Below are 20,134 nucleotides of genomic sequence, written 5' to 3'. Positions count from 1 at the left end.
GCGTGAATGGTGCGCGCCCGCACGGCCACACCGCATGGGGCGGCTGCCTCAAATCTTCCGGCACCCGCCGGGTGTGAAGCCAGCCGCACGCTCGGCGCCGAGTGTGCAGCTAGCCGCACATTCGCGAAAAGGGGAGGGGTTAGCGCCGTTTCACCGATTTGGGCGGCTTGGCGCCGCGGCCCTGCCGGCGGGCGGCTTCCCGCCGCTCGCGCCGGCTCGCCCCGCCAGGAACCCCGGCCGGGGCCTTCCCGTCGCCGCCGTTGCGCTGCACCTGCGCCGAGCCGTCCTCCGACGGGCCGGAGTAGGTCATGGCGGGCGCCTCGTTGTCAATTCCCTTGGCGCGCAACTGGGTTGGCGGCTCTTCCCGCGGGGCCGGGGCGGCGTCGCCCTGGTCGGCGGCGGTTCCGAGGTCCTTGAGCCCCTCCGGCGTTTCCACCGGTGCGACCTGCGGTGACGGCACCGCCTCGACGGTGACGTTGAACAGGAAGCCGACCGACTCCTCTTTCATGCCGTCGAGCATGGCCATGAACATGTCGTAGCCCTCGCGCTGGTACTCCACCAGCGGATCGCGCTGCGCCATCGCGCGCAGCCCGATGCCCTCCTTGAGGTAGTCCATCTCGTAGAGGTGTTCGCGCCACTTGCGGTCGATGACGTTGAGCAGCACGTTGCGCTCCAGCTGCCGCATCGCGCCCTCGCCTGCGAGCTCCTCGAGCTCGGCTTCCCTTGCGGCATAAGCACGTTCGGCGTCCTTGAGCAGCTCGTCGAGCAACTCCTCGCGGGTGAGGTCGTCGCGGTCGGAGTCACCGTCCAGGCGCATCAACTTCTCGTGCTCGATGCCGACCGGGTACAGCGTCTTCAGCGCCGTCCACAGCGCCTCCAGGTCCCAATCCTCGGCGTAGCCGTCGGCGGTCGCGCCGTTGACGTACGCGGTGACCACGTCGCGGACCATGCCCAGCGCCTGGTCCTTGACGTTCTCGCCTTCCAGGATGCGGCGACGCTCGGCATAGATCACCTTGCGCTGCTGGTTCATCACCTCGTCGTACTTGAGGACGTTCTTTCTGACCTCGAAGTTCTGCTGCTCGACCTGGGTCTGCGCGCTCTTGATCGCCCGGGTGACCATCTTGGCTTCGATCGGCACGTCGTCGGGCAGGTTGAGCCGGTTCAGCATCGCCTCCAGCGCGGCTCCGTTGAACCGGCGCATCAGCTCGTCGCCCAGCGACAGGTAGAAGCGCGATTCGCCCGGGTCCCCCTGCCGGCCGGAGCGGCCGCGCAGCTGGTTGTCGATGCGTCGCGACTCGTGACGCTCGGTGCCCAGCACGTACAGGCCACCGGCCTCGACCACCTCGGCGGCCTCCTTGCCTGCTTCCTCCTTGACCAGCGGCAGCTCCTCGTGCCAGGCCGCCTCGTACTCCTCGGGGGTCTCGACCGGATCGAGGCCACGCTCGCGCAGCCGCTGGTCGGTGAGGAAGTCGACGTTGCCGCCCAGCACGATGTCGGTGCCGCGGCCGGCCATGTTGGTGGCCACCGTGACCCCGCCGCGGCGGCCGGCCACGGCGACGATCTGCGCCTCCTGCTCGTGGTACTTGGCGTTGAGCACGTTGTGCGGGACGCGCCGCTTCTGGAACTGCCGCGACAGGTACTCCGAGCGCTCGACGCTGGTGGTACCGATCAGGACGGGTTGGCCCTTCTCGTAACGTTCGACGACGTCGTCGACCACCGCGATGTACTTGGCTTCCTCGGTCTTGTAGATGAGGTCGGAGCAGTCGGTGCGGACCATCGGCTTGTTGGTCGGGATGGGCACCACGCCCAGCTTGTAGATCTCGTGCAGCTCGGCCGCCTCGGTCTGGGCGGTACCGGTCATGCCGGCGAGCTTGTCGTAGAGCCTGAAGTAGTTCTGCAGCGTGATGGTGGCCAGCGTCTGGTTCTCGGCCTTGATCTCGACGTGCTCCTTGGCCTCGATGGCCTGGTGCATGCCCTCGTTGTAGCGGCGGCCGTAGAGCACGCGGCCGGTGAATTCGTCGACGATGAGGACCTCGCCGTCGCGGACGATGTAGTCCTTGTCGCGGTTGAACAGCTCCTTGGCCTTCAGCGCGTTGTTGAGGTAGCTGACCAGCGGCGAGTTGGCGGCCTCGTAGAGGTTGTCGATGCCGAGCTGGTCCTCGACGAACTCCACCCCGAGCTCGTGCACGCCGACGGTGCGTTTGCGCAGGTCCACCTCGTAGTGGACGTCCTTTTCCATCAGCGGCGCCAGCCGGGCGAACTCGAGGTACCAGTTGGAGGCGCCGTCGGCGGGACCGGAGATGATCAGCGGGGTGCGGGCCTCGTCGATGAGGATGGAGTCGACCTCGTCGACGATGGCGAAGTTGTGCCCGCGCTGCACCAGGTCGTCGAGCGAGTGCGCCATGTTGTCGCGCAGGTAGTCGAAGCCGAACTCGTTGTTGGTGCCGTAGGTGATGTCGGCGTTGTAGGCCACGCGGCGCTCGTCGGGCGTCATCTGGGCGAGGATCACGCCGACGTCCAGGCCGAGGAAGCGGTGCACGCGGCCCATCCACTCGCTGTCGCGTTTGGCCAGGTAGTCGTTGACGGTGACGACGTGTACGCCCTTGCCGCCGATGCCGTTGAGGTAGGCGGGCAATACCGAGGTCAGGGTCTTGCCCTCACCGGTCTTCATCTCGGCGACGTTGCCGAAGTGCAGCGCCGCGGCGCCCATCACCTGTACGTCGAACGGGCGCTGGTCGAGCACCCGCCAGGCCGCCTCCCGGGCCACCGCGAACGCCTCGGGCAGCAGGTCGTCGAGGCTTTCACCGTCGGCGTGCCGCTTCTTGAACTCGTCGGTCTTGGCCCGCAGCTCGGCGTCGGTCAGCTTTTCGACCTCGTCGGACAGGGTGTTGACGTAGTCAGACACCCGCTTGAGACGCTTGAGCATGCGACCTTCGCCAAGGCGCAGCAACTTCGACAGCACGGTGTTGTCCCCTTTTGGGATGGTCCCCTGTTGGTAGGAGTCTCTTCTCTTGAGCGACTCCCATGGTAGGTGACAACCCCGCAGAGGCCGCCGAACCTTACGACAGCCTGATCAGCCCGTAGTCGTAGGCGTGCCTGCGGTAGACCACGCACGGCCGTTCGGTCTGCTTGTCGTGGAACAAGAAGAAGTCGTGCCCGACGAGCTCCATCTCGTAGAGCGCGTCGTCGACCGTCATCGGCGTGGCCGGGTGCTCCTTGGTTCGCACGATCCGCCCGGGCTCGTGGCCGGCGTCGGCGCCGTCATGGTCGGCGGGCGGCTCCGCCATGCGTTCCTGCCGCGGCGGCGGCACGACCGCGGTGGCGGCGGCCAGCGACACCGGCGTCTTGTCGCCGTAGTGGACCTTGCGCCGGTCCTTGACGCGGCGCAGCCGGTTCTCGAGTTTGTCCACCGCGGACTCGAACGCCGCATAGAAGCTGTCGGCGCAGGCCTCCGCCCGGCTGACCGGACCGCGGCCGCGGGCGGTGATCTCCACGCGTTGACATGATTTGCGCTGGCGCCGATTGGGCGCGTGTTTGAGCTCGACATCGAAGAGATAGATGGAGCGATCGAACCGCTCGAGGCGGGCAAGTTTCTGGGAGACGTACAGACGGTAGTGGTCGGGAATTTCTACATTGCGGCCCTTGAAAACGACTTCGGCAGTGGTCGTCGGTTGAGGTTGGCCGTCGGTTTGCGTCGGCGGTTGGTCGAGAATCTGACCGGAATCCACGGATAGCCTTGACATACGTGACAACTCGTTTCTCTTTCACGTCGCACGCGCCCTGCGTGCCCGGCTTGCTAACGACGCGCCGACGAGGTGGGAGAGCGGTCCTTAGAAGAAGTCACCGCCGCAGAGTGCTCGCCGATGCAAGGTGTCGAATACTCACCCCTTCCCGCGAGTGGGGTCTCAACTTTGGGAATGTCGCGACCAGTGAGGCAGACCAGTGAGTTGGTTAACGTTGTTCTCGACGTTAGCTCGTGTTCGCCTCGCCATGCCAGTAATTTCGCTGAGCTGTTGCGAGTTCTTCACATCCGCTTGGCGACCACACAGCCTCACGCGACAGCGACCGCCAGCACGGCGGTCACCCGGACGCCCGCGGCGTCCAGCACCCGCACCGACTCGCGGGCCGTCGCCCCGGTGGTGACGATGTCATCGACAATCAAGACCTCGGCGTCCGATGGGGGGCGCCGTGTTCCGCGCAGCACCACCCGGCCCGCGACGTTGCGCTCACGGGCCGCCACGTCGAGGCCCACCGAGTCGCGAACCAGCGCCCGCATCCGCAGCGCCGGGGCGACCGCGATGGCCGGGTGGCCGGCGAGCGCGGTGCGCGCCAGCCGGGTGACCGGGTCGCCGCCGCGCCGGCGCGCCGCCGAACGACGCGTGGGCGCCGGCACGACGGTCAGCGGCGTCTCGACGATCCCCCACGTCAGCAACCGGTGCACGCCGGTGGCCAGCGCAACCGCCAACGGCCCGACGAGGTCGCCGCGGCCCTGCTCCTTGAGCGCCAGGATGGCTTGCCGGCGCGCGCCGGCGTAGCGGCCGAGGGCGAACACCGGCACCTGCGGGTCGATCCGGGGGTTCACCACGTGCGGTTGGTCGGCGGCCACCGACAGCTCCCGCGCGCACGCGTCACACCAGCGGGTCGACGGCGCCCCGCAGCCGCCGCACTGCAGCGGCAGGATGAGGTCGAGCATGGGGCCAGTGTCGCGGCCGGGACCGACATGGCCTTGGCTGTCTCAGCCTATGGTGGCGACCCGCTTCGCCCGGCTACGCCGCGCTTGCGATCGCCACTAGCCCGGCAGCACCGGCGCCGCGCCGAACACCGTCAACCCCGGCACCTCCGACCAGCCCTGTTGGCTTTCGGCCGCCGCCGCCGAATACTGCAGCACCCCTTGCGGAGCGCCGACGTAAACCGTGGACGGGTTGGCCGCGACCGTGATCACGGGCATCTGCAGGCCCCGGGCGGGCGCGTCGGAGTTCACCCCGTCGAGGTTGACGTATGACACCGGATGGCTGGCGTCCGTGCGGGTCACCACGATGTCGTCGCCGGTTCGCCAGGACAGCGACACCACCGAGTTGCCCAGCCCGAAGCCGAGTCGCCGCGGGTAGGTCAGCGCGTACTGGCCGGCCTGGGTCTGCTCGACGCTGGCCAGGATCACCTGGCCGCCGATCACCATCGCGGCGCGCGTGCTGTCGCGGGACAGCTGCAGGTCGGTGATCGGCCCCGGGAAACGGGTGGCCACCGCGACGGAATCGACCGGGATGCGGGCGGGTTGGCCCGACGCCGGCTCCTGGATCGCGCGCAGCACGTTGTTGCCGTCCACCACCACCCAGACCGCGTCGTCCAACGACCAACTCGGCCGCGACAGGCTGTGCCCGTCGGCGGATTGAACCGCTTCGCCACCGAGGTCACCGATCCACAGCGACGCCGCCTCGTCCGGCGCGCCGCGGTGCAGCGTGACGACGGACGCCACCTGCCGCCCGCTGCGGGACAGCGCGGCCCCGGTCTGATCCCCCATCCGCCCGAAGGCCCCCGGCACGTTGCTGATGCGCTGTCCGTCCAGGCCGACCAGGGAGCCGTTCACCAGGGCATGCAGCCCGGCGCCCGCCCCGTCCGCCACGCCCGGGTCGGTGGCGGCGACGTCGGAGGTCGTCCACCCCTCGGCGAACCGGTCGTCCAGCGGTGCGCCGTCGGCGTTGATGACGTACGGCCCGCGGATATCGGCCCTGGCCAGGGTCCAAATGATCTGCGCGGCAAGCAATTGCCGGCTGTGCGGATCGGTGGTGGACAGCTTCTCCAGATCGATGCGCGCGCCGCCGTAGCCGCGCCCGATCCCGTTCTTGCCGCCGTCGGCCCGCGTCACCGGTCCACGCAGCCGCAGCGGCGGGGCGAGCAGGTTGCGCACCGTGTGGGCCATCTCCGGCCGCGGCCCGGCGATCATCTTGGAGACCAACTCGGTGGCCAACTGATCATGGTCGGCGACCGCGACGTAGCGCGGGTCGGGGACCACGGTCTTGCCGGTCGGATCGGCGAAGTACAGGGTGTTGCGCTTGTAGGTGGACTGAAACTGCTGCCAGTCCAGGAAGACTCCGTTGGGCAGGCGGTCGATCCGCCACCCGCCCGACGTCTTCACCAACTCGATCGGGCCCGGGTCGGGCAACACCCCCTCGGCGGTTTCGAACACCCCCATGTCCGACAGCGAGCCGAGGATATCCGCCCGCATGGTCGCCGAAACCCGTTCGGCGGCACGTGTTTCCACGAACACGACGTGGTCGATCAGCAGCGCGCTACCGGCGTCGTCCCACGCGTTGGATGCCGACTGGGTGAGGAACTGCCGGGCCGCCAGATGCCGGTTCGCGGGATCGGCTGTGGCCTTGAGGAATTCGCGCAGCAACACGTCGGGGTCCATGCCCGGCGTGGGCTTGGGCAGATTCGACGGTGCCGGCCGCTCGACGGTGCCGATGGCTTGGGGCGCCGACGAGCTGGGCACGCCCGCGCAGCCGCCCAGCAGCACCGCCAGCAGCAACAACCCGAGCAGGCGCCGCATCACCCGCTCCTCTCGGCGTGTTCACGTTGGTGCGAACGGTCTTTCGGCTGCGGGCCGGTGTTGGCGGTCGGCGGAATCGGCTTCATGGGCAGCGGGCTGGTGGTGACCTTGTGGCCGCGAACCAGCGGAAGTGTCAACCGGAAGCACGAGCCCTCGCCCGGCTCGCCCCACGCCTCGAGCCGGCCCTGGTGCAGGCGCGCGTCCTCCACGCTGATCGCCAGGCCGAGCCCGGTGCCGCCGGACCGGCGCACCCGCGACGGGTCGGCCCGCCAGAACCGGCTGAACACCAGCTTCTCCTCGCCGGGCCGCAGCCCGACCCCGTAGTCGCGGACGGTGACGGCGACGGTGTCCTCGTCGGCGCCCATCCTGATCTGCACGGGCTTGTGTTCGGCGTGGTCGATGGCGTTGGCGATCAGGTTGCGCAGGATCCGCTCCACCCGCCGGGTGTCGACCTCGGCGATCACCTCCTCGTCGGGCAGGTCGACGAGCAGCTCGATGCCGGCCTCTTCGGCCAGGTGGCCCACGTTGCTGAGCGCGCTCTGCACGGTGGTGCGCAGATCCACTGCCTCGACGGACAACTCGGCCACACCGGCGTCGTGCCGGGAGATTTCCAGCAGGTCGTTGAGCAGCGACTCGAACCGGTCCAGCTCGTTCACCATCAGCTCGGTGGACCGCGCCAGCGTGGGGTCGAGGTCGGCGCTGTGGTCATAGATGAGGTCGGCGGCCATCCGCACGGTGGTCAGCGGGGTGCGCAGTTCATGGCTGACGTCGGAGGTGAACCGGCGCTGCAGGTTGCCGAACTCTTCGAGCTGGGTGATCTGGCGGGACAGGCTCTCGGCCATGTCGTTGAACGACACCGCGAGCCGGGCCATGTCGTCCTCGCCGCGCACCGGCATCCGTTCGGACAGGTGGCCCTCGGCGAAGCGTTCGGCGATCCGCGACGCCGACCGCACCGGCACCACCACCTGGCGCGAGACCAGCAGCGCGATCCCGGCGAGCAGCACCAGCAGCACGGCGCCACCGGTGATCATGGTGCCGCGCACCAGCGTGATGGTGGCCTGCTCGTTCTTCAACGGGAAGATCAGGTACAGCTCCAAATTGGCCACCTGGGACGACGCCGGCGTGCCCATGACCAGCGCCGGACCGGAGAATCCGTCGGTGTGCACGGTGGCGTACTGGTACGACGCCTGCCCGGCCTTGACGAAGCCGCGCAGGGAATTCGGCACCTGGTCGACGGGCCCGGCCGTGGTCGCCGCGCGCGGCCCGTCGCCCGGCACGATCAGCACCGCGTCGAACGCGCCGGCCAGTCCGGCGCCCGACGCGGGGTCGGTCTTGGACGTCAACGTGTTGCGGGCCAGCTGCAGGCTGCTGTCCAGCGAGCGCGTCTCCTCGCCGCTAACGATCCCGCCGACGGTGGTGCGCGCGCGCTCGATCTGTTCGATGCCGGCCTTGACCTTGACGTCCAGCACACGATTGGTGACCTGAGAAGTCAACACGAAGCCGAGCGCCAAAATCACCGCCAGGGACAACCCGAGCGTCAGCGCCACGACGCGCAGCTGCAACGACCGGCGCCACGCAACCGCAACGGCTCGACTCACCGCACCCATGCCGCGAGTCATGGGACCGGAGCGCCCCCAACGGCTCCGAGTGCGTCGCCGGGAGCCCCAGATCAATGACGGCGCTCCTCAGCATCACTCCGTTCTGCATCGTCTCCGATGCGGATCACGGAGGTCCGGCCTTGTAACCCACTCCTCGAACGGTCAACACCACTGTCGGGTTCTCAGGGTCTTTCTCAACCTTGGCCCGCAGACGCTGGACATGCACGTTCACCAAGCGGGTGTCCGCTGGGTGACGGTAGCCCCACACCTGTTCGAGCAGCACATCACGAGTAAACACCTGCCGCGGTTTGCGCGCCAACGCGACCAGCAGGTCGAATTCCAGCGGCGTCAGGGAGATCTGCTCGCCGTTGCGGGTCACCTTGTGCGCCGGCACGTCGATCTCGACGTCGGCGATGGACAGCATCTCGGCCGGCTCGTCGTCGTTGCGCCGCAGCCGCGCCCGCACCCGGGCCACCAGCTCCTTGGGCTTGAACGGCTTCATGATGTAGTCGTCGGCGCCTGACTCGAGGCCGAGGACGACGTCCACGGTGTCGGTCTTGGCGGTGAGCATCACGATCGGCACGCCCGAATCGGAGCGCAGCACGCGACAGACGTCGATGCCGTTCATGCCCGGCAGCATCAGGTCCAACAACACCAGATCGGGGCGCAGTTCGCGCACCGCAGTCAGGGCCTGGGTGCCGTCACCGATGACCGCGGTGTCGAAACCCTCCCCACGCAACACGATGGTGAGCATCTCGGCCAGCGAAGCGTCGTCATCGACGACCAAAATCCTTTGCCTCATGGAGTCCATGGTGTCACCAGATCGGGACAAACCCGGCGCGCCACACGGGCGTTTCTTGCGCCGAGCCGCAAATATGGATGCAAATTCGGTCAAATTCCCGTGCTCGAGGCCCCCGCCGTGCCCTTCCGGGCGGTTGCGGGGACCTCTTTGGCGCCGGTGAGGCTGGCGGCCAGCCGGTCCGGGTCGACCTCCGCGTCGGCGACCAGCCAGGGTCCCCCCCAGCCCGCGGCTGCCAGTTCGGCGTAGACGGCGCCCGTGCGCAGCTGCAGCTCGTGGTCGCGTTCGTAGCTGTCGCGCGGCCGCCCCGGGTCGGACTGCGCCCGGCTGCGGGCGCGCTGCCCGGCCAGCTCGGCCGGCACCGCGAGCAGCACCTGCCAGTCGGGGGCGGGCAGCCCGAGCCGCCGGTACTCCAGCTCGAGCACCCAGGCGGCCGCCGCCCCGCCCGCGTCCTCGTGCAGGCGCGCGGCGCTGTAGGCCGCGTTGGATGCGACGTAGCGATCCATGATGACCACGTCGTGGTCGCGGCGCAGGGCCTCGATGTCCTCGACGGCGCCGGCCCGGTCGAGCGCGAACAGCAACGCCATCGCATACACCGACGACGCGAGATCACCGTGCTGGCCGTGCAGGGCCTCGGCCGCGACGTCGGCGGTCACCGATTTCCCGTAGCGCGGGAACGCCACGATCGCCACCGACTTTCCGGCCGCCTCGAAGGCTCTGCGCAGTCCGTCGGACAGCGTCCGCTTGCCCGCGCCGTCCACTCCCTCGATCGCGATCAGCACGGCGCCGAGCCTATCGGGCCGACGAGCGTGAAGTTATTTTCACACTCGCTGCCGAGCGTGAAACTAGTTTCACGTTCGGCAGCGGGGCACCCTCAGTAGCGGTAGTGGTCGGCCTTGTAGGGGCCGTCAACGTCGACGCCGATGTACTCGGCCTGCTCCTTGGTGAGCTTGGTCAGCTTGCCGCCGAGCGCCTCGACGTGGATGCGGGCCACCTTCTCGTCGAGGTGCTTGGGCAGCCGGTAGACCTCGTTGTCGTACTCGTCGTTCTTGGTCCACAGCTCGATCTGGGCGATCACCTGGTTGGAGAAGCTGTTGCTCATGACGAACGACGGGTGGCCGGTCGCGTTACCCAGGTTCAGCAGCCGCCCCTCGGAGAGCAGGATGATCGACTTGCCGCTGTCTTTGAACGTCCACACGTCCACCTGCGGGCGGATGTTGGTCTTCGTGGCGCCGGAGCGCTCCAGCTGCGCGACCTGGATCTCGTTGTCGAAGTGCCCGATGTTGCCCAGCACCGCGTAGTCCTTCATCGCCTTCATGTGCTCGAGGGTGATGATGTCCTTGTTACCGGTGGCGGTGATGACGATGTCCGCCTCGCCGATCGCGTCCTCGACCGTCGCGACGTCGTAGCCCTCCATCAGGGCCTGCAGGGCGTTGATCGGGTCGATCTCGGTGACGACGACGCGCGCCCCCTGGCCCTTGACCGACTCGGCGCAGCCCTTGCCCACGTCGCCGTAGCCGCAGACCAGCACCTTCTTGCCGCCGATCAGGACGTCGGTGCCGCGGTTAATGCCGTCGATCAGGGAGTGCCGGCAGCCGTACTTGTTGTCGAACTTGGACTTGGTCACCGAGTCGTTGACGTTGATCGCCGGGAAGGCCAGGTCGCCTGCCGCGGCGAACTGGTACAGGCGCAGCACGCCGGTGGTGGTCTCTTCGGTGACGCCCTTGACCGACTCGGAGATCTTGGTCCACTTGTCCTTGTCGGTCTCGAAGCGCTTGCGCAGCAGCTCCAGGAAGACCTTCCACTCGGTGGGGTCGTCATCCTCCGCCGGGGGCACCACGCCGGCCTTCTCGTACTGCGCGCCGCGCAGCACCAGCATGGTGGCGTCGCCGCCGTCGTCGAGGATCATGTTGGCCGGCTCGTCGGGCCAGGTCAGCATCTGCTCGGCGGCCCACCAGTACTCCTCCAGCGTCTCGCCCTTCCAGGCGAACACCGGGACGCCCTTGGGCTCCTCGGGCGTGCCGTGCGGGCCGACGACCACCGCGGCGGCGGCGTGGTCCTGGGTGGAGAAGATGTTGCAGGACGCCCACCGCACCTGCGCGCCCAGCGAGACGAGGGTCTCGATGAGCACCGCGGTCTGCACGGTCATGTGCAGCGAGCCCGAGATCCGCGCACCCTTGAGCGGTTGCACTTCGGCGTACTCGCGGCGCAGCGACATCAGACCCGGCATCTCCTGCTCGGAGAGCTCGATGTCCCGGCGACCGTAGTCCGCCAACGACAGGTCGGCGACCTTGAAATCGATGCCGTTGCGGACGTCGGCGGTCAGCGAACTTTCGGTCGTCGTCATAAATCTCATTCCTTCTGCGGCTTGGGGTCCAAGAGGATTACTTAGCTTAGGTATGCGCTATGCGCTCTTGCGCCACTGTAGTCGGGGGCCGCGGGGGCAGCAGGCGTCAGGGCACGTTGACGACGCCGTGACGCTCCGCGAACGGCGTCATCAGCCGCGCCAGGTCCGCCGCCACATCGTGGTCGGCTTCGGGCGGCATCGACACGTAGCTCATCGCCAGTCGCACGATGGCCCGCGCGAGCACGCCGGCGTCCTCGTCACTGGTGGCCACCCAGCTTTGGGTGAATGCCGCACTCAGCCGTTCGGACGCCCGCGTGATGATGGGTCCGCTGTCGGTGGTGATGATCTGCAGCAGGTCCGGCTTGGCGACACCGGTCAGCAGGGAGATCACCAACGGGTCGGCCGCCGACTCCGCGAAGAAGGCGCGAAAGCCTTGCAGGAACGCTTCGTAGATGTTGCCGACGTTGGCGTCGATCGCTGCCCCGACCGCGTCGACCAGGCGATCGGCCAGGCGCAGGGCGTAACCCTGCGCCAGGCCCTGCCGCGAGCCGAACTCGTTGTAGATGGTCTGCCGGCTGATGCCCGCCGCGCGGGCCACGTCCGAGAGCGTGATGGCCGACCAGTCGCGGGTGCCCAGCAGCTCGCGCATGGCGTCCAGCACCGAGTCGCGCAACAGGACGCGCGACGCCTCGGGGTACGGCATCCGCTTCACAGGCGCGACAATAGCCGCTTTCGCGACGGTTTCCGGTTCTTCGATCGCGTTCGTGGCGATCACGAACGGGCGATCTCCACCATCTCGAAGTCGGATTTCGCGGCGCCGCAATCCGGGCAGCTCCAGTCCTCCGGGATGTCGTCCCAGCGGGTCCCGGGGGCGATGCCGTCTTCCGGCCAGCCCTTGGCCTCGTCGTACTCGAAGCCGCACTGCACGCAGATGAAGAGCTTGTAGTCGGTCACTGATTCACTCCTATCCAATTGTCCGGCTCCTCCTCACCCGCTTGCGCGGCTGCATCGTCGCCGGACGACGTCTCGAAGTCGGCCTTCTCGCGCACCGCGCAATCGGGGCAACACCAGTCGTCGGGGATGTCGCTGAAAGGCGTGCCCGCGGGAAAGCCTTCCCGCGGGGCGCCTTTCGCCTCGTCGTAGATGTAGTCGCAACCTGGGCAGCGGTAGGCGATCATGCCGGCACCCCGTAGCGCGCCAGCACCTTGCCGCGCATCCGCGGGTGGATGTTGACCTTGGTGATGTCGCCGTCGTAGTGCTCCAGCACCCGGTGGTCCATCACCTTGCGCCACAGCGGCGGGATGTAGGTCAGCGAAATCATCGATGCGTACCCGCTCGGCAGGTTGGGCGCGCCCTCCATGCTGCGCAGCGTCTGGTAGCGGCGGGTCGGGTTGGCGTGGTGATCGCTGTGCCGCTGCAGGTGGTACAGGAACAGGTTGGTGACGATGTGGTCGGAATTCCAGCTGTGCACCGGAGCGCAGCGCTCGTAACGACCGTTGCCACTCTTCTGCCGCAGCAGCCCGTAGTGCTCCAGGTAGTTGACGGCCTCCAGCAGGCTGAAGCCGAAGACAGCCTGGATGATCACGAACGGGATCAGCGCCGGGCCGAAGACCGCGATCAACACCCCCCACAACACCACCGACATGAGCCAGGCGTTCAGCACGTCGTTGGACAGATATGTCTTGGGGTTCCACGGACTGCTCCCCTGCCGGCGGATTCGCTGGGCCTCCAGCCGCAGCGACGAGCGCAGGCTGCCGAACACGCTGCGCGGCAAGAACTCCCAGAACGTCTCCCCGAAGCGGGCCGACGCGGGGTCTTCCGGCGTGGACACCCGCACGTGGTGGCCGCGGTTGTGCTCGATGTAGAAGTGGCCGTAGCAGGTCTGCGCCAGGGTGATCTTGGACAGCCACCGCTCCAGCGCGTCCTTCTTGTGCCCCATCTCGTGGGCGGTGTTGATGCCCACGCCGCCGAGGACGCCGACCGACAGCGCCAGGCCCAGCTTGCCCGCCCAGCCCAGCGCGCCGTCAAAGCCGAGCCAGTGCAGGTTCGAGGCGGTGAACAGGTAGGCGCCGAAGACCACGCTGAGGTATTGGAACGGAACGTAGATATAGGTGCAGTAGCGGTAGTACTTGTCGTTCTCCAGCTGCTCCATCACCTCGTCGGGCGGGTTCTGCCCGTCGGGCCCGAACCGCAGGTCCAGAATCGGCAGCAGGATGTAGAGCAGGATCGGCCCGATCCACAGCGGCACCTGCGCGGCGGCGTGCCAGCCGAGCTGGTTGAGGCCCCAGACGATCGGCAGCATGACGAACAGCGCCGTCGGGGCGATCAGACCCATCAGCCAGAGGCGCCGCTTCTTGTCCCGCCAGACAGGCGGCTCGGCCGCTTCGGACGTCACCTGCGGTTCCAGTGTGGTCATATGCCAAACCTCCTTGTGAGTCACACCACGTTGGAGATTGACAATATCGCCATATGCGTCTCGTGTCTAGACACCAGACGTACTTTTGTAAAGGGCAATCCGCCTAGGGCACGGTGTCGGGCTCGGCGCCCGCGGGCGCTTCGACCCCCTCCGACTCGCGGCGGCCCTGGACCGAATGCCGGTATCCGTAGCCCACGTAGATCGCGGTTCCCACCACCAGCCAGACGCCGAACCGCACCCAGGTCAGCGCGGTGAGGTTGAGCATCAGCCACACGCACGCGCAGATCGAGGCGATCGGCAGGACCGGAACCCAGGGGGCCCGGAAGCCGCGCTCGAGGTCCGGGCGGGTGCGGCGCAGCACCATGACGCCGGCCGAGACCAGGATGAACGCGAACAGCGTTCCGACGTTGACCATCTCCTCGAGCTTGGCGATCGGGAACACCGACGCCGTGAGGGCCACCACCAGCGCGACGAGCACGGTGATCCGCACCGGGGTGCCGCGCGTGCCGGTCTTCGCCAGCTGCCGCGGCAACAGCCCGTCGCGCGCCATCGCGAACAGCACCCGGCACTGGCCGAGCATCAACACCATCACCACGGTGGTCAGCCCGGCCAGCGCCCCGATCGCGATGATCTTGCTGGCCCAGTGGATTCCGTTCTCCGTGAACGCCGTGGCCAGGTTCGCCGGCTTGTGGCCGGGGAGGGTCTTGAGCTGGGTGTAGGAGACCATCCCGGACAGCACCACCGAGACGGCCACGTAGAGCACGGTCACGATCGCAAGCGACGCCAGGATTCCCCGCGGGACGTCGCGCTGCGGCCGCTTGGTCTCCTCGGCCATGGTGGCGACGATGTCGAACCCGATGAACGCGAAGAACACGATCGATGCGCCGGCCAGCACGCCGTACCAGCCGTAGTGGCTGCTGTGCGCGCCGGTCATCAGCGAGAGCACCGACTGGTTCACGCCCGAGGCTTCGTGCCCGGCTTCGGGCTTGGGAATGAACGGCGAAAAGTTGGAGGTCTTGATGTAGAAGGCACCGACGACGACGACCAACAGCACCACCGAGACCTTGATGCCGGTGATGATGGCGGAGAACCTCGACGACAGCTTGGTGCCCAGGGCGATCAGGGTGGCCACCCCCGCGACGATCAGCAGCGCGCCCCAGTCCAGGTCGAAAGACCCGAGGCTGGTTGTGCCGCCGGCGAATCCGAACACGTTACCCAGGTAGCTCGACCAGCCCTTGGCGACGACGGCCGCGCCGATCGCCAGCTCCAGCAGCAGATTCCAGCCGATGATCCAGGCCAGAAACTCCCCGAAGGTGGCATACGAGAAGGTGTAGGCGCTGCCCGCGACGGGCAGCGTCGAGGCGAACTCCGCGTAACACAGTGCCGCCAACGCGCAGGTGACCGCGGCGATGATGAACGAAATCCAGATCGCGGGCCCGGTGATGTCGCCGGTCGTCGACGCGGTCACGGTGAAGATTCCGGCGCCGATCACCACGGCGACCCCGAAAACGACCAGGTCGAACCAGGTCAGCTCCTTGCGAAGCCGGGTGTCTGGCTCGTCGGTGTCGGCGATCGATTGTTCGACCGACTTCATGCGCCATCGGTTGGCCATCCGCCGCCCTTTCCCATTCACTGGGACCCATTGGTCCGTGACAGTACTGGGTACTCTGCCGAGATGCCGGACACCAAAGCAAACACCAGGGACCATGCTGTGGTCATCGGGGGAAGCATCGCCGGACTGTGCGCCGCGCGGGTGCTCTCGGATGCGTATTCGCGCGTCACCGTCTACGAACGCGACGACCTGCCGAGCACACCGACGAACCGCACGACGGTCCCGCAGGACCGGCACCTGCACATGCTGATGGCCCGCGGCGCAATGGAGTTCGAGAGCCTGTTCCCCGGGCTGCTGCAGGACATGGTGGCCGCGGGCGTGCCCATGCTGGAGAACCGGCCCGACTGCATCCACCTCGGCGCCGCCGGCCACGTGCTCGGCACGGGGCACACCCTGCGCGACGAATTCACCGCGTACGTGCCCAGCCGACCACACCTCGAGTGGCAGCTGCGCAAACGCGTCCGCGACACCGACAACGTCGCGATGATGCGCCGCTCCGTGGCCGAACCGCGGTTCGACCCGGCGCGCCAGCGGGTGACCGGGGTGCTGCTGGACCCCGTCGACGGCGGGGACCCGGAATTCGTCGCCGCGGACCTCGTCGTCGACGCGGCGGGCCGGGGCACCCGGCTGCCGACGTGGCTGACGCAGTGGGGATATGAGCGGCCGAGGGAAGACCTACTCGACATCGGCATCTACTACGCGACCCAGCAGTTCCGCATCCCCGACGGTCTCATCGCCGAGAAGGTGGTGGTCGCCGGCGCCTCGCACGACAAGTCGCTGGGGCTGGGCATGCTGTGTTACGAGGACGGGACCTGGGTGCTGACCACCTTCGGGGTGGCCAGCGTCAAACCGCCGCAGACCTTTCCCGAGATGCTGGAACTGGCTGAGGAGCTGGTCCCGCCCCATGTGAGCGCGGCGCTGAAGCAGGCCGACCCGATCGGGGAGCCGGCCTTCCACGCCTTCCCGGCCAGCAAGTGGCGCCGCTACGACAAGCTGGACCGCCTACCGGCAGGCATCATCCCCCTCGGCGACGCCGTCGCCAGCTTCAACCCCACCTTCGGGCAGGGCATGACGATGACCTCACTGCAGGCGGGTCACCTGCGCCGCGCCCTGCAACTGCCGGACGACGAGGTGGCCGCCGCGCTGAACCGAGCGACGGCCAAGAGCACGTTTCCGGTGTGGACGATGAACGCGATCGGCGACGTCACCTTCCACCACGCCGACACCAAGGGGCCCATCCCGTGGTGGTGGCGGCCCTCCGGCGCGCTGTTCGACCAGTTCCTGGGGGCCGCCGAAACCGATCCGGTTCTGGCGGAATGGTTTTTGCGCCGCTTTTCGCTACTCGACAGCCTCTATATGGTTCCGCCGCCGCGCATCGTCGGCCGGACCATCGCCCACAACCTGCGGCTGTGGCTGGGCGAGCGCCGTCAGGCCGCGAAGGACCGGCGGGCCGTTACAGCCCTACAGTCGCCCTGAACAGCTTGCTGGGCTCGCGCGCGACCAGCCGGATCGGGGCGTCGTCGGCCGCCACCCAGGCGGCCATCCCCCGTTGCAGCGTCAGCGATCCGGACTTGCCGTGCACGGTCGTGCAGCCCTCGGTGCACAGCAGAATCTGCGGACCCTCGTGGCTGCACGAGGCGTCGACCTCGTGGCCCAGATAGTCGCCGTCGAGCTCCAGCAACGCGACCGCGAACTCGTCGGCCGGGGTCTCGTAGATCAGGCCGAAGCCCTCGCGGTGAACGGGTGCTCGCACCTCCGCCTCGGTGGTCGGCGCGAAGTCGAGCACCCGCAGCAGCTCGGGGACGTCGACGTGCTTGGGGGTCAGGCCGCCCCGTAACACGTTGTCGGAGTTGGCCATGACCTCGACGGCGAAACCCCGCAGGTAGGTGTGCAGGCTGCCGGCCGACACGAAGATCGCCTCGCCCGGGGCCAGGGTGATGCGGTTCAGCAACAGGGCCGCCAGCACCCCGGCGTCGCCCGGATAGCGTTCCCCCAGCTCCAGCACCGTCTTGACCTCGCCGGCGAATTCCGTTGCGCCCGAGCTGATGTACTGGATGGCACCGTCTAGCACGGCCGGCACCAGCACGTCGATGTCGGGCTGCGGTGCGGTGATCCAGGTGGTGAACAGCGCGCGCAGTCCGTCGGCGTCGGACTGGTCGTTGAGCAACTCGATGTAGGGGTCGAGGTCGGAGACGGCCAGGGCCCGCAGCAGCTCGACGGTGCGCGACGCCGGCCGGAATCCGGCCAGCGCCTCGAACGGCTGGAGCGCCACCAGCAGCTCGGGTTTGTGAGAGGTGTCGCGGTAGTTGCGCACCGGGGAGGACAGCGGAATGCCCAGCCGCTCCTCGCGCAGGTAACCCTCGGCCGCCTGCGCCGCGCTCGGGTGGGCCTGCAGGGACAGCGGCTCGTCGGCCGCGAGGACCTTGACCAGAAACGGCAGCACGTCACCGAACCGGGCGCGCGCCCCCGGGCCGAGCTGCCCCTCCGGGTCGGCGACCAGCGCGTCGAGCAGGGACTCCGCGCCGGCGCCGGTTTCCAGCCAGGCAGGGTCGCCCGGATGCGCGCCGAACCAGAGCTCGGCCTCCGGATGGGCGGCCGGAACCGAACGCCCGGTGAACTCCGCTATGGCGGTACGCGATCCCCAGGCGTAGGTCCTCAAGGCTCCGCGAAGCAGTTCCACTGTTCTATCTATCCCCGCACCAGTCGCGCGTAAACCGCGGCCATCTCCAGTCGAACGGCCAATACTGCCAGTTGCTGCTCGGCGCTGATGGCGCCACCCAACGCCGGCGCGACCGTCGAACCCGCCGAGCCGCCGGGACCGTCGGGCACGTCTTCGGCGGCCAGCAGATAGACGTCGTCGAGCCCCGCGGTCCGGGCCGCCACGATCGGCTGTTCGGCAGACAGGGTGAGGGCCAGCACCAGCGGGCGCGGGGCCAGCGGCCCGTCGATCTGTTCGTCGTGGAAAAGCGCCTCGGCGGGATCCAGGAAGCCGCCGGAGATCCCGGCGCGCAGCGCGACGACGGCGTCCGACAATCCGGTGGCGCCGACCACCTGGTGGGCGATGCGCAGCAGGACCGAGCTGCCGTGCCGGGCCAGCGCCAGCGTCGCGGCGCAGTCCCCGGCCAGCGCGACCTGTCGGTCGGCGATGCGCGCGGCGATTGTCTTGGCCGGGTTGGTGAACAGCTCACGGCCCGCGCTGTTGCGCAGCGCCTCGGCGTCCAACTGGTCGGCCAGCGCACCCAGGTCGATGCTGGGCCGCTGGTCCACGCTTTGCACGACGGCCAGGCCGGCGGCCAGGTAGCGGCACAACCCGAATTCGTCGGGGAGCGGAAGCCGTGGCGCCAGCACCGCGGCCCGGCCGGCCGTGGCATCCCGCAGCGGGCCCTCGTACGGCGCGACGACCACGACCCGCGCCCCGCGGCGCGCCCCGGTCGCGGCGGCGCTGACCAGCGCCGGGTCGCCGGGATCGTCGCCCGCGACGATCAGCACATCGAGCGGGCCGATCCACGGCGGAACCTCGGCGGTCTGCACGATCGGCTCGGACGCCGCACCGCCCACCGTCGCGGCCACCATGGCGCCGGCGGTTTCGGCCGCCCCGCGGCCGGCGACCCAGATCAGGCTGCGCGGTCGGTCGTCGGCCCGCAACGGGTCCAGCGCGCCCTCGTCGACGGCGGCGGAAATCGCGCGCACCTGCGCGCCGGCCGACGACGCCGAGCGCAGCAGGCCATCCCGGTCGGCGGCCAGCAGGCCCTCGGTGTCCTCCAGATCGATCGCCCGGACCGCGCTCACGGCGCGGCCCCGGCGGGCGCCGACTGCGCGCGGATCTGCGCGCTGATCTGGGCGACCACCGCGTCGACATCCTCGGCGCTGCGCGCCTCCACGTTGAGCCGCAGCAACGGCTCGGTGTTGGAGCTGCGCAGGTTGAACCAGCTGCCGTCGCCCAGGTCGACCGTCACCCCGTCCACGTGGTCGATGGAGTGGATCCGGCTGCCGAAGGACTTCAGCACCGCCTCCGTGCACAGCGCGGCGTCCGCCACCGTGAAGTTGATTTCGCCCGACGATTCGTAGCGCTGGTAGTCGGCGGTCAGCTCCGACAACGGCCGGTCCTGCTCGCCGAGGGCGGCCAGCACGTACAGCGCGGCGAGCATTCCGGAGTCCGCGCCCCAGAAGTCGCGGAAGTAATAGTGCGCGGAGTGTTCGCCGCCGAAGATGGCGCCGGTGTCGGCCATCATCGCCTTGATATAGGAGTGTCCGACCCGCGAGCGCAGCGGCGTGCCGCCGCGTTCGGTGACCAGCTCGGGCACGGCCCGCGACGTGATCACGTTGTGGATGATGGTGGCGCCGATCTCGCGGCCCAGTTCCCGGGCGGCCACCAGGCTGGTCACCGTCGAGGGCGACACCGGCCGGCCGCGTTCGTCGACGACGAAGCATCGGTCGGCGTCCCCGTCGAAGGCCAGCCCGATGTCCGCACCGACGGCGCCGACGTATTTCTGCAGGTCGACCAGGTTGGCCGGGTCGAGCGGGTTGGCCTCGTGATTGGGAAACGTGCCGTCGAGCTCGAAGTACAACGGCAGCAAGGTGATTGAGTCGATCGCGCCGAGCACCGCGGGCGCGGTGAGGCCGGCCATGCCGTTGCCGGCGTCCACGGCCACCCGCAAGGGACGCAGCCCCGAGGTGTTCACCAGCGAACGCAGGAACGTCCCGTAGTCGTCCAGCACGTCGCGGTCGGTGACGGTTCCGGGTGGTCCGTCATAGCGCTCGACGCCGGCGATGACGTCCTCGCTGATGATGCGCAGGCCGCTCTCGGCGCCGACC

At 68.6% G+C, this 20,134-nt stretch carries 17 protein-coding genes; 1 reads left to right on the top strand and 16 read right to left on the bottom strand.

Annotated elements, in window-relative coordinates; genetic code table 11:
* Positions 1-139: 139 nt before the first annotated feature.
* The 13 genes from secA to A5711_RS14595 form a co-directional block, all read right to left on the bottom strand.
* A complete protein-coding gene (gene secA, locus A5711_RS14655) occupies positions 140-2,962 on the bottom strand; it encodes a preprotein translocase subunit SecA (RefSeq protein WP_067947649.1) in 2,823 nt (940 codons plus the stop codon).
* Between the two features lie 97 nt (positions 2,963-3,059).
* Positions 3,060-3,728 carry a ribosome hibernation-promoting factor, HPF/YfiA family gene (hpf, locus tag A5711_RS14650; RefSeq protein WP_067947648.1) on the bottom strand — a complete coding sequence of 223 codons (669 nt, stop codon included), beginning with the start codon at positions 3,726-3,728 and terminating at the stop codon, positions 3,060-3,062.
* Between the two features lie 323 nt (positions 3,729-4,051).
* Positions 4,052-4,693, bottom strand: coding sequence for a ComF family protein (locus A5711_RS14645; protein WP_067947647.1), 642 nt, complete (start codon positions 4,691-4,693; stop codon positions 4,052-4,054).
* A 96-nt stretch (positions 4,694-4,789) separates the two neighbouring features.
* Positions 4,790-6,547 (bottom strand): MtrAB system accessory lipoprotein LpqB, encoded by a 1,758-nt coding sequence (lpqB, locus tag A5711_RS14640; RefSeq protein WP_197501119.1) that lies wholly within the window; start codon positions 6,545-6,547, stop codon positions 4,790-4,792.
* A complete protein-coding gene (gene mtrB, locus A5711_RS14635; RefSeq protein ID WP_082953600.1) occupies positions 6,547-8,220 on the bottom strand; it encodes an MtrAB system histidine kinase MtrB in 1,674 nt (557 codons plus the stop codon). The genes lpqB and mtrB overlap by 1 nt, the downstream gene beginning before the upstream one ends.
* A 49-nt stretch (positions 8,221-8,269) precedes the next feature.
* On the bottom strand, positions 8,270-8,956 hold the full coding sequence (mtrA, locus tag A5711_RS14630; protein WP_046187325.1) for a two-component system response regulator MtrA: 687 nt from the start codon (positions 8,954-8,956) through the stop codon (positions 8,270-8,272).
* 80 nt (positions 8,957-9,036) lie between these two features.
* Entirely contained in the window at positions 9,037-9,726 is a 690-nt protein-coding gene (locus A5711_RS14625) for a dTMP kinase (RefSeq protein WP_067947644.1), read from the bottom strand.
* 92 nt (positions 9,727-9,818) lie between these two features.
* Positions 9,819-11,291, bottom strand: a complete 1,473-nt coding sequence (gene ahcY / locus A5711_RS14620) for an adenosylhomocysteinase (protein WP_067947643.1) — start codon at positions 11,289-11,291, stop codon at positions 9,819-9,821.
* A gap of 106 nt (positions 11,292-11,397) precedes the next feature.
* On the bottom strand, positions 11,398-11,994 hold the full coding sequence (locus A5711_RS14615) for a TetR family transcriptional regulator (protein ID WP_156673457.1): 597 nt from the start codon (positions 11,992-11,994) through the stop codon (positions 11,398-11,400).
* A gap of 68 nt (positions 11,995-12,062) precedes the next feature.
* A complete protein-coding gene (locus A5711_RS14610; RefSeq protein WP_066956259.1) occupies positions 12,063-12,245 on the bottom strand; it encodes a rubredoxin in 183 nt (60 codons plus the stop codon).
* A complete protein-coding gene (locus tag A5711_RS14605) occupies positions 12,242-12,469 on the bottom strand; it encodes a rubredoxin (protein WP_067947642.1) in 228 nt (75 codons plus the stop codon). Before A5711_RS14605 ends, A5711_RS14610 begins: the two co-directional genes overlap by 4 nt.
* A complete protein-coding gene (locus A5711_RS14600; protein ID WP_067947641.1) occupies positions 12,466-13,707 on the bottom strand; it encodes an alkane 1-monooxygenase in 1,242 nt (413 codons plus the stop codon). Before A5711_RS14600 ends, A5711_RS14605 begins: the two co-directional genes overlap by 4 nt.
* A gap of 103 nt (positions 13,708-13,810) precedes the next feature.
* Positions 13,811-15,319: an APC family permease gene (locus A5711_RS14595; protein ID WP_067947640.1), complete on the bottom strand. Its 1,509-nt coding sequence runs from the start codon at positions 15,317-15,319 to the stop codon at positions 13,811-13,813.
* 99 nt (positions 15,320-15,418) lie between these two features.
* On the opposite strand from A5711_RS14595, the gene A5711_RS14590 reads away from it, so the two are divergent.
* Positions 15,419-16,795, top strand: coding sequence for an NAD(P)/FAD-dependent oxidoreductase (locus A5711_RS14590; protein ID WP_197520093.1), 1,377 nt, complete (start codon positions 15,419-15,421; stop codon positions 16,793-16,795).
* Here the strand turns inward: A5711_RS14590 and manA are convergent.
* From manA to manB, 3 genes are all read right to left on the bottom strand, one after another.
* A complete protein-coding gene (gene manA, locus A5711_RS14585) occupies positions 16,773-17,999 on the bottom strand; it encodes a mannose-6-phosphate isomerase, class I (protein WP_067947638.1) in 1,227 nt (408 codons plus the stop codon). The genes A5711_RS14590 and manA overlap by 23 nt on opposite strands.
* An 8-nt stretch (positions 18,000-18,007) precedes the next feature.
* Positions 18,008-19,108, bottom strand: coding sequence for a TobH protein (locus tag A5711_RS14580; protein WP_067947637.1), 1,101 nt, complete (start codon positions 19,106-19,108; stop codon positions 18,008-18,010).
* A partial coding sequence (gene manB, locus A5711_RS14575) for a phosphomannomutase/phosphoglucomutase (RefSeq protein WP_067947629.1) occupies positions 19,105-20,134 on the bottom strand: 1,030 nt, incomplete at its 5' end. The genes manB and A5711_RS14580, both read right to left, overlap by 4 nt.

This window comes from Mycobacterium sp. E2238 (assembly GCF_001672665.1).
Taxonomy (GTDB): Bacteria; Actinomycetota; Actinomycetes; order Mycobacteriales; family Mycobacteriaceae; genus Mycobacterium.
The sequence above is the reverse complement of the archived record's forward strand: the minus strand, read 5'-3'. Positions and strand labels throughout refer to the sequence as shown.

Coding starts and splice junctions, on each gene's coding strand:
- A5711_RS14645 (WP_067947647.1), bottom strand. CDS start 4,693: ATGCTCGACCTCATCCTGCCGCTGCAGTGCGGCGGCTGCGGGGCGCCG.
- lpqB (WP_197501119.1), bottom strand. CDS start 6,547: ATGCGGCGCCTGCTCGGGTTGTTGCTGCTGGCGGTGCTGCTGGGCGGC.
- mtrA (WP_046187325.1), bottom strand. CDS start 8,956: ATGGACTCCATGAGGCAAAGGATTTTGGTCGTCGATGACGACGCTTCG.
- ahcY (WP_067947643.1), bottom strand. CDS start 11,291: ATGACGACGACCGAAAGTTCGCTGACCGCCGACGTCCGCAACGGCATC.
- A5711_RS14615 (WP_156673457.1), bottom strand. CDS start 11,994: ATGCCGTACCCCGAGGCGTCGCGCGTCCTGTTGCGCGACTCGGTGCTG.
- A5711_RS14605 (WP_067947642.1), bottom strand. CDS start 12,469: ATGATCGCCTACCGCTGCCCAGGTTGCGACTACATCTACGACGAGGCG.
- A5711_RS14600 (WP_067947641.1), bottom strand. CDS start 13,707: ATGACCACACTGGAACCGCAGGTGACGTCCGAAGCGGCCGAGCCGCCT.
- A5711_RS14595 (WP_067947640.1), bottom strand. CDS start 15,319: ATGGCCAACCGATGGCGCATGAAGTCGGTCGAACAATCGATCGCCGAC.